Origin of the sequence: Pseudomonas abyssi (assembly GCF_002307495.1) — a bacterium.
GTDB lineage: Bacteria > Pseudomonadota > Gammaproteobacteria > Pseudomonadales > Pseudomonadaceae > Halopseudomonas > Halopseudomonas abyssi.
In genome coordinates this window covers 1-8,758 of sequence record NZ_NTMR01000048.1, presented here as the reverse complement: position 1 = coordinate 8,758, position 8,758 = coordinate 1, and the positions used below count along the sequence as shown (strand labels likewise).

The following is an 8,758-nucleotide window of genomic DNA, read 5'->3' as shown; positions in this document are numbered from 1 at the left end:
TTATTCCGGACAGCAGTGCGCTTGCGCGAGGATGACGAAGTAATGAGGCGTGCCGTTCGCGTCAGGGGCTCTCCGTATCACAACCACGCCTGATAAAACGCCAACTCCTCTTCCAGCACCTGCGCCAGATGCGCGGCCTGGCGGAAGCCGTGGCGTTCGTCGGCGAAGGTGACGCAGTGCACGGGTACGCCGTTGTCGTCCAGCGCGGCGACCATCTGTTCGGTCTGGCTGGGCAGCACCACCGCGTCGCGCAGGCCCTGGAAGAAGATCACCGGAGTGCGAATGCGGTCGGCCTGGGCCAGTGGAGAGCGTTCGACGTGGCGGTCTGGCTGGGTGTCGGGGTCGCCGATCAGCCAGTCGATGTAGTCGGCTTCAAACTTGTGGGTCACCGCGCGCAGCTGTAGCGGATCACTCACACCATACAGACTGGCCGCCGCGCGGAAGCGCCCGGCCCCGGCCACCAGCGAGCACAGGGTGGTGTAGCCGCCGGCACTGGAGCCGCGAATAAACACCTGCGCCGGGTTGATGCTGCCCTGCTGGCCAAGATAGTCGACCGCCGCCAGCACGTCTTCCACGTCGGTCACGCCCCAATAGCCCTGCAGGCGCTGGCGGTAGGCGCGGCCAAATCCGGTGCTGCCGCGGTAGTTGAGGTCGGCGACGGCAAAGCCGCGCTGGGTCCAGAACTGGATGCGATTATCCAGCACCGGATAGCAGGCCGACGTCGGCCCACCGTGGGTGAAGATCAGCAACGGTGGCGGCTGATCCAGATGCTGGGCATGGTTGCGCGGCGGGTAGAAAAAGCCGTGGGCACTCTCGCCGCCCGCGCTCAGATACAGCAGCCGCTCGGGGCGCGACAGATCAGCGGCGTCCAGCGCACTGTCTTCGCCCAGCAGGCGGGTCAGTTCACCGGTGGCCAGTTCAATGCGCAGAATGGCGGCGGTGCAGCTGGGCGAGGCGCCGATGCAATACAGCGCCTTGCCGTCGCTGCACAGGTGACGAAAGCGGCTGTAGGCGTGGGCCAGCCGCCGCTCTTCGGCGCTGACCGAATGGCGCAGCGCCAAGTGACCGTACCCGGCCTCGCTCCAGCTCAGCGCCATCCAGCCGTCAGTCAGCGGCAGCCAGGTGTTGCTGCCCTGCTGCCACGGTGCGGGCGCGTGATCGGCGGCAATCGCCGGCAACTTGCGCGGGCCGTCAGCTGCAAACAGCCACGGCACCCAATAGCCACTGCGATCAGACAGGCAGCACAGCTGGCCGCTGGCATCAAAGCGCGGCTGCTGCAGCGCTTCATCCGCCCCGCCCTGCGATTGCACCTGAGCCACGCTGCCGTCGGCCGCCAGGGTTGCCAGCATCAGCCGGGTACGAGTCCAGCTCAGGTCGGGGCGATCCCATTCGATCCAGGCCAGTTGGGTGCCGCAATCGCTGACCTGCGGGCTGTGGTAGAAGTCAGCGCCGCTGGCGAGCAGTTGGCGCGAGCCATCCAGCCCGATGGCGACCAGCCGGTGCTCCACCCGCCCCGGCAGGTGCGCCTCTTCCACCGCCAGCACGCGGCGGCGCGCAAGGTCGGCGCAGAGCCCACCGTAGCGGCACTCAGGGTGTTGGGTCAGGGGTTCAAGGCGTTGGCCTTCCGGGCATTGCAGATACAGCTGCTGGTCGGCTTCGTTGACGAACACCAGCAGGCAGTCGGGCTCGTACTCGCCGGGCAGCACGCAGAAGCTGCCGCCGCCGTACTCATACACGCGGCTGCGTACGGAATGGCCTTGGGGGGTAATGGTGCGAGTGACGCCGTCCTGCCAACGCTGCAGCACGCTGTCACCCTGCTGCGGGCGGAAGGTCAGCCACCAGAGCGCGCCATCGGCGCAGCACAGATCGCTGTAGTCAGCGCTGGCGGCGACCGCCTGCGCTGCGCTGAAGTCGCTCGGCCAGCGGCCGGGCACGGTTACATCAGGCCTTGCAGATGATCCTCGAGGTACGTTCATTGCGGAAGGTCAACTCCTCTATCCCCGGCTGGGGCAGCTCTGCTTCGGCTCTGGCCTGCAGAATCTTGTGATGGTGTGGCGATTTACTGCACACCGGGTCCGCCTGAGTGGCATCACCCGTCAGCAAATACGCCTGACAGCGACAGCCGCCAAAGTCCTTCTCCTTCTCGTCGCAGGACCGGCACGGCTCGCTCATCCAATCATAGCCGCGGAAACGATTGAAACCGAAAGAGTCATACCAGATGTGCGACAGGCTGTGCTCGGTCACGCTGGGGAAGCTGACCGGTAGCTGCCGCGCGCTGTGGCACGGCAGCGCGGTGCCGTCCGGGGTGATGGTCAGGAAGATATTGCCCCAACCATTCATGCAGCCCTTGGGGCGCTCCTCGTAGTAATCGGGGGTGACCAGAATCAGCTTGCACGGATTGCCCTGCTCGGCCAGCTTCTCGCGCCATTGGTTGGTGACCAGCTCGGCGTGATCCAGCTGCGCCTTGGTCGGCAGCAGCCCGGCGCGGTTCAGGTGCGCCCAGCCGTAGTACTGACAGGTCGCCAGCTCGACAAAATCGGCCTCCAGCGCCACGCACAGCTCGATGATGCGGTCAATCTGGTCGATGTTATGCCGATGGGTCACGAAGTTGAGCACCATCGGGTAACCCGCCGCCTTGACCGCCCGCGCCATCGCCAGCTTCTGCTCGAACGCCTTGCGCGAGCCGGCCAGCATGTTGTTGATCTCGGCATCGGAGGCCTGAAAACTGATCTGGATATGATCCAGCCCGGCCTCGCGGAAGGCTTCGATCTTGGCCTCGGTCAGCCCCATGCCGGAGGTGATCAGGTTGGTGTAAAAGCCCAGCTCTCGCGCCGCGCCGATCAGCTCGGCAAGGTCTTCGCGCACCAGCGGCTCGCCACCGGAAAAACCCAGCTGCGCCGCGCCCAGCGCTCGCGCCTGGGTGAATACGTCGATCCACTGGGCGGTGCTCAACTCACCCTTGTGGTTGGCAAACTCCAGCGGGTTCGAGCAGTACGGGCACTGCAGCGGGCAGCGGTAGGTCAGCTCGGCCAGCAGCCACAGCGGTGGCCCCTGTTCAGCGGATGTGGAGCCAGTGTTGAGCATGGGCCACCTCGATAAAGGCCAGAACGTCTTCGTCCAGTCCCGGCACATTGGGAAACTTGTCTGTCAGCGTGTCGATGATGTCGGCGACCGGCCGCTTGCCATCCACCAGCAACAGCACCTCGGCGGCGCTCTCGTTCAGCTTGACCATGCCCTCCGGGTAGAGCAGCACGTGGCTGTTCTGTACCGGTTCCCATTGCAGACGAAAGCCGGGGCGCAGCACCGGCGTGTTATCGCGCACCACCGGATTCATAGCGCAATCCCCCGGTGCCAGGCCCTGTCGGCCGTGACCGTGTGATACGGCGGGCGCTCCAGTTCAAAGGCCATGGTCATGGCGTCGAGCATGCTCCAGAGCACGTCCAGCTTGAACTGCAGAATCTCCAGCATGCGCTGCTGCGCCTCCCAGGTGGTGTAGTGATGCAGGGTAATGCGCAGGCCGTGCTCGACGTCGCGGCGGGCCTCTTTCAGACGCTTGCGGAAATAGTCGTACCCGGTCGGATCGATCCACGGGTAATGCTGCGGCCAGCTGTCCAGCCGCGACTGGTGAATGTGCGGGGCAAACAGCTCGGTCAGCGACGAACTGGCCGCCTCCTGCCAGCTGGCCCGGCGGGCGAAGTTGACGTAAGCATCCACCGCAAAGCGCACGCCCGGCAGCACCAGCTCCTGGGACAGCAACACCTCGCGGTCCAGCCCCACGGCCTCGCCGAGGCGCAGCCAGGCCTCGATACCGCCCTCGCTGCCCGGCTCGCCATCGTGGTCGATGATGCGCTGAATCCACTCGCGGCGGGTGTCGCGGTCCGGGCAGTTGGCCAGAATCGCCGCGTCCTTCACCGGAATGCAGACCTGATAGTAAAAACGATTCGCCACCCAACCCTGAATCTGCTCGCGGGTGGCGCTGCCGTCGTACATGGCAACGTGGAACGGGTGATGAATGTGGTAGTAGCGGCCCTTGTCGCGCAGGGCCTGCTCAAATTCGGCAATACTCATCGGCTCGCGCTGCATGGCGGCCTCCTTACAGAACGATCTGCATACCGTCATGGGCGACCTCAATGCCATGCGCAACCAGTTCGGCGCGCTCGGCAGAGTCCTCGTCCAGGATCGGATTGGTGTTGTTGATATGAATGAGCACCTTGCGGCTAGCCGGCTGCGCATCCAGCAGCTCGATCATCCCGCCCGGCCCACTCTGCTGCAGGTGGCCCATCTCGCTGCCGAGCTTGTCGCCCACGCCAGCAAAGGCCATCTCGTCGTCGCGCCACAGGGTGCCGTCCACCAGCAGGCAATCGGCATCGCGCATGGTCGCCAGCAACCCGTCATCCGGCTGGCCGAGGCCCGGCGCATAAAACAGCACCCCGCCAGTGTTGGTGTCGCGCACCAGCAGGCCGATGTTGTCGCCGGGGTGCGGGTCGTTGCGGTGCGGCGAATACGGCGGCGCCGCGCTGCGCAGCGGAATCGGCAAAAACTCCAGCGCCGGGCAAGCCGGAATACGGAACGGCTCACCCAGCCCGATCCGACGGCGCTGCAAACCACCGTTCCAATGGCTCAGCATCGGGAACAGCGGGAAGCCGGTCTGCAGGTCCTCATGGACCATATCGGTACACCAGACCTCGTGCGGGCAACCCTCACGCAGGGTCAGCAGCCCGGTCACGTGATCAATCTGGCTGTCCATCAGCACAATCGCCCGGATCGCCGTATCACGCACCGAGCGCGCCGGTTGCAGCACAGGCGTCTGCTCCAGCTGGGTACGAATGTCGGGGGAAGCGTTGCAGAGAATCCAGTTCACCCCGTCATCCGACAAGGCAATGGAAGATTGGGTACGCGCTTTCGCGTTCAGCGTGCCACGGCGCAAGCCGTCGCAGTTGCGGCAGTTACAGTTCCACTGCGGAAAACCACCGCCAGCAGCCGAACCAAGTATCTGTACATGCATGGGATCTGTCCTCGGCCAGCGTGCCTAAACGCCCCGGAAACCGGGGCGCCCGGTACTCAGCGGTTGGCAAAGTACATGGTGACTTCAAAGCCAATGCGCAGGTCGGTATAGCTGGGTTTAGTCCACATGGGTCGATCCTCTTGTTATTGCGTGGGTTTACAGCGTCGGCAGGAACCGACGGACTCAGTTAAACACCGGGATCGGGGGGTACGAATGATACTTTGGGAGTAGATTTGGTCGTGATTTGGTTGGTGTGGGGGGGGCCAGGCATCACTCCGAGGGGAGTCCGGGATAAGCCAAAGCAGCTAGCGGCAATGACGAAGAAGTCCGACCATCCGGCTCTCTCAGCTGGGAACTCGGCTCCGCTAGCAGGCGAATATTTTCCTGAAGCCGCTGAAATGTTTGAAATGAATTCAGGTATTCACTCATGGAGCGCGACGTCCGAATATGGCTTGAGCTTAAGCACTGTTCTGCTCACAGCGACAACGCTCGAAATGTGATTCCGAAATGGTGGCGCGTCGTTATCCAATGCCCAAAGCAATATAAAGACCCAAAATTATCAGCAGTAATATCTCCATACTGATTTACCGTTAACGCCTCGTTAAAAGGTAACAAAATAGTTGACTTAAACCAGCAAAAAAAGAAGCAAAAGCCAACCATTCATCCTCTTAAACGAAAAATTAGGCGCACATTACTGAATATTTTGCTTTCTCCAGTTATCTACTGCTTTATTTAACCGACCAGCAGCCACATCACCTTGCCATTCCTTCCAGAACTCGATGGTACCACTATCCGGCTTCCTATTAGGCTCGTCAATGCGTATACGACTAGGCAATAAACTTGCGTCTCCGACAACAAGCGCTTCACCAGTATCTAAAGTAGGCAAGATATCACTAAAACCACCCAAGCTATCTGGGAGTAGCTTCTTAATAACAGATTGATCATCAGAATTGGTTAGCCTCATAGCCACAAAGTTACTGCACTGGCTAAGTATTGTTTTATTCACTTCCGATGGCCTTTGCGTAACAACCACCAAGCTAACTCCGTACTTCCTACCTTCTTTAGCAATGCGTTCGAAAATCTGAATGGATATATCGTCCGATGCTCCCGACACATTTTTATTCGGGATATACAAATGGGCTTCATCACATAAAATTGCGACAGGGTGACGCTCTTCAGAAGGAGTCCACTGCTGCACAGAAAAAGCAAGCCGAGCTACTAAAGAAACGATTAGCGGAAGCACGTCTGACGGCACTTCAGAAAAGTTAATTATCTTAACCCCTCCACTTCCATTTTCATCACTACTTCCTAAAAGAGCATCAGCCAACCTATTCAACCAGTCAAACTTTAAAACATCTTCCCCACCTTGAAATAAAAAACCTAAACGACGATCTGATATTTTATTCTCCAGACGAGAAATCATCCTACTTAATTTACCATTAAATTCACCAGCTTTATCGGCTCCCGCTCTGGCACCAGGTATACGTTCAACATTGATGGCATTTAATTCACGTATCAATAATGACAAGTCAAAAGGAACCGGACTATCAACTGTAAAATTATCCAAAATATCTTGATGACCACCATCTTCTAGATATCTAGTTTTAGCTGAATTGACTTCTCTCGCCATTAACATTGCTTGGTTTGGCGCGTTTTGGTCACTGCGATCAACAAACAATGAAACCAATGCCTCATATGACAGCAGCCAGTAAGGCAAATATATAGCACCGTCCGCCAATGTACGCTTTAACTCTATATCACTTGGCCCTGCAACTTTAAAGTGCCTAATATTATCCCCATCCAAAGGAGAATACTCACCGTGCAAGTCAAAAACTATAGCATTTGAGTTTTTCAGCTGAGAAACTTGTTCAATAATCCTAGCTGTAGTCCAAGATTTACCAGCACCAGTACTCCCTCCGATAAAGGCATGTCGCTGGAAAAACTTATTACCATTTAAGTAAGCGACTGCATTTTCATCCAAGGTATATTTGCCTAATGTTAATGAATTGCCATCAGCTTCCGCATGTGATATGACCCTCATGAACGATGTTAGCTTTTCGCCTTCCAATGCAAAACAATTGGCATCAATTTCAGGCACGCTTTCCAATGTTCGGCGAAATATATTTCTTTTTGTACCTTCAGCATCAATCAAGGTTCCAATCAATGCCACTTTACATAAATTTAGTTCATCAGAAGGCTCTTCATCTTCTACAGCGACAGAAGGTATTAGCTTTTTCCTTGTCACCTGATTGATAATTCCAATCAAATGTTGCCCAGGTTTACTACTCTGCAATACAGCCAACCTATTAACTTGCAGCCTCTTTAAAAGATCTACATCATTAACCTCTACAACAACAGTTGCAGTATCCACAGATGCTACTTTCCCCAAAGCCTCATCGTCATTAAAATTAAAAATAGCCATATATTCCCTTACATTATCAAACTCATAAAACCATTAAGCGACCAGAACTCGCCTTCTACTTCTACTGACCCGTCCAACAGGGAGCTATAAATTTGCGATTTATTACCCTCAGCCGCCTCGATAGCCAAATATTTACTGGTGCTTTTGCTAGCAATAAACGCCTTCGTGGCCTCAGTCAACTCATAAGTTATAATAATTACTGAAGCCCCATTGTTTGCACACCTATTTACTAGCTTCGTTTGAATGTGCTCATCATTAAAACCAAAACCAACACATAGATACGCGGTGGCGTCATCCATTACATCGTCAGATTCATGAATGATTGTTTTATAGGGCTCTTTATGAGTGCTACGGTACTTTTCAATACCAGGCGTCACTATTAACGGCGTTAGACCATCAGGAATTTTATTGATATTATTTAAAGATACAATCACACCGTCCGAATTAGTGAACCAACCCAGAGAGCCATGTACTTTCCAAATATTCACCTGCCTAGAGCAAGACAAATAATCTTTCTTAACCGTATAGCCTCTGTAGCCATGCGAGAAGCCGCTATAATGATGAATACCTTCTTGTTCGCATGCATATTCTGCCAATCTGTCATAATTAGTCGTTATTATATTTAGCTCTGTTGCCGTACTCCTAAACATGTGCCTCAACAGCTTGCCCACTGGGAAAAATGAGGAATTATTTAGTGAGCCCTCAAATACTGTAAAATCCTCAGGCGCTAGTAGGTTCCATGTTTCAGAAACCACCTTACTAGTTAGCTCATGTGACAATGGAACATCATGTAACGCCGTTTCTAGGTCTATACCCGCTTTTAGTTTTTCACAAAATCTATGCCAAGAAGCTTTTTCATCGCCAAGTAAATCCCCCACATCAACGTTCGCCACAAGGTGCTGTGCCAGCTTCCCCATCCCGGACATTCCAAAAGCAGCCGAGGCTCCACTGCCCAGTATAATTACGGGAGTGTTTCTGTAATAACCTTGAGCTTGTTTTGATATTTTATCTAGGATTCCCTCAGACATAACATCCCTTATATTGACTAGTAACTATACATATGGGTTTTGCGCCTAACAGTGACTATCGAGCACGCAGCGCTAACACATAATTAGTGCGCTTGGAATAACACCGAAAGTGCATCCATAGAAAAATTGAATGAAATCATGCGATTTCCACCCTCCCTGGTGTTTTTGACGCCTTCGCGCTGCAGCGAAATTTGTGAAGTGCTTCCTACTTTAGCGAAAGGAGAGCACACGGCAAGCTGATTTTTTGGTCAAGGCGCAAGGCGTATTGCTTGCACAGACCCAGGGTCCCCGTTTACGCGGGCG

Annotated in this window: 9 protein-coding genes; 1 reads left to right on the top strand and 8 read right to left on the bottom strand. The window is 55.7% G+C overall.

The window, feature by feature from the left end:
• Nucleotides 1-77 precede the first annotated feature (77 nt).
• The 6 genes from CNQ84_RS19985 to pqqA are packed head-to-tail and all read right to left on the bottom strand — an operon-like array spanning nucleotide 78 to nucleotide 5,133.
• Nucleotides 78-1,976: an alpha/beta hydrolase family protein gene (locus tag CNQ84_RS19985; protein WP_096006509.1), complete on the bottom strand. Its 1,899-nt coding sequence runs from the start codon at nucleotides 1,974-1,976 to the stop codon at nucleotides 78-80.
• Complete coding sequence (gene pqqE, locus CNQ84_RS19980; protein WP_096006508.1) at nucleotides 1,942-3,084, bottom strand: pyrroloquinoline quinone biosynthesis protein PqqE; 1,143 nt, start codon at nucleotides 3,082-3,084, stop codon at nucleotides 1,942-1,944. The genes CNQ84_RS19985 and pqqE overlap by 35 nt, the downstream gene beginning before the upstream one ends.
• On the bottom strand, nucleotides 3,056-3,334 hold the full coding sequence (gene pqqD / locus CNQ84_RS19975; RefSeq protein ID WP_096006507.1) for a pyrroloquinoline quinone biosynthesis peptide chaperone PqqD: 279 nt from the start codon (nucleotides 3,332-3,334) through the stop codon (nucleotides 3,056-3,058). Before pqqD ends, pqqE begins: the two co-directional genes overlap by 29 nt.
• Complete coding sequence (pqqC, locus tag CNQ84_RS19970; protein ID WP_096006506.1) at nucleotides 3,331-4,083, bottom strand: pyrroloquinoline-quinone synthase PqqC; 753 nt, start codon at nucleotides 4,081-4,083, stop codon at nucleotides 3,331-3,333. The genes pqqD and pqqC overlap by 4 nt, the downstream gene beginning before the upstream one ends.
• Before the next feature lie 10 nt (nucleotides 4,084-4,093).
• Nucleotides 4,094-5,005, bottom strand: a complete 912-nt coding sequence (gene pqqB, locus CNQ84_RS19965; RefSeq protein ID WP_096006505.1) for a pyrroloquinoline quinone biosynthesis protein PqqB — start codon at nucleotides 5,003-5,005, stop codon at nucleotides 4,094-4,096.
• A gap of 56 nt (nucleotides 5,006-5,061) precedes the next feature.
• Nucleotides 5,062-5,133 (bottom strand): pyrroloquinoline quinone precursor peptide PqqA, encoded by a 72-nt coding sequence (gene pqqA / locus CNQ84_RS19960; RefSeq protein ID WP_063607997.1) that lies wholly within the window; start codon nucleotides 5,131-5,133, stop codon nucleotides 5,062-5,064.
• Between the two features lie 186 nt (nucleotides 5,134-5,319).
• Here pqqA and CNQ84_RS20435 point away from each other — a divergent pair, with 186 nt between their 5' ends.
• Entirely contained in the window at nucleotides 5,320-5,505 is a 186-nt protein-coding gene (locus CNQ84_RS20435) for a hypothetical protein (RefSeq protein WP_133065933.1), read from the top strand.
• Nucleotides 5,506-5,696: 191 nt separating this feature from the next.
• Here CNQ84_RS20435 and CNQ84_RS19955 read toward each other — a convergent pair whose 3' ends face one another.
• Together CNQ84_RS19955 and CNQ84_RS19950 are read right to left on the bottom strand one after the other, a co-directional pair.
• On the bottom strand, nucleotides 5,697-7,427 hold the full coding sequence (locus CNQ84_RS19955) for an ATP-binding protein (protein WP_096006504.1): 1,731 nt from the start codon (nucleotides 7,425-7,427) through the stop codon (nucleotides 5,697-5,699).
• An 8-nt stretch (nucleotides 7,428-7,435) separates the two neighbouring features.
• Nucleotides 7,436-8,455: an SIR2 family protein gene (locus CNQ84_RS19950; RefSeq protein ID WP_096006503.1), complete on the bottom strand. Its 1,020-nt coding sequence runs from the start codon at nucleotides 8,453-8,455 to the stop codon at nucleotides 7,436-7,438.
• Nucleotides 8,456-8,758 lie beyond the last annotated feature (303 nt).

Bases quoted from the DNA above. Each gene is read 5' to 3' on its own strand.
- CNQ84_RS19985 (WP_096006509.1), bottom strand. From the start codon at position 1,976: ATGAACGTACCTCGAGGATCATCTGCAAGGCCTGATGTAACCGTGCCC.
- pqqE (WP_096006508.1), bottom strand. From the start codon at position 3,084: ATGCTCAACACTGGCTCCACATCCGCTGAACAGGGGCCACCGCTGTGG.
- pqqD (WP_096006507.1), bottom strand. From the start codon at position 3,334: ATGAATCCGGTGGTGCGCGATAACACGCCGGTGCTGCGCCCCGGCTTT.
- pqqC (WP_096006506.1), bottom strand. From the start codon at position 4,083: ATGCAGCGCGAGCCGATGAGTATTGCCGAATTTGAGCAGGCCCTGCGC.
- pqqB (WP_096006505.1), bottom strand. From the start codon at position 5,005: ATGCATGTACAGATACTTGGTTCGGCTGCTGGCGGTGGTTTTCCGCAG.
- CNQ84_RS20435 (WP_133065933.1), top strand. From the start codon at position 5,320: ATGACGAAGAAGTCCGACCATCCGGCTCTCTCAGCTGGGAACTCGGCT.
- CNQ84_RS19955 (WP_096006504.1), bottom strand. From the start codon at position 7,427: ATGGCTATTTTTAATTTTAATGACGATGAGGCTTTGGGGAAAGTAGCA.
- CNQ84_RS19950 (WP_096006503.1), bottom strand. From the start codon at position 8,455: ATGTCTGAGGGAATCCTAGATAAAATATCAAAACAAGCTCAAGGTTAT.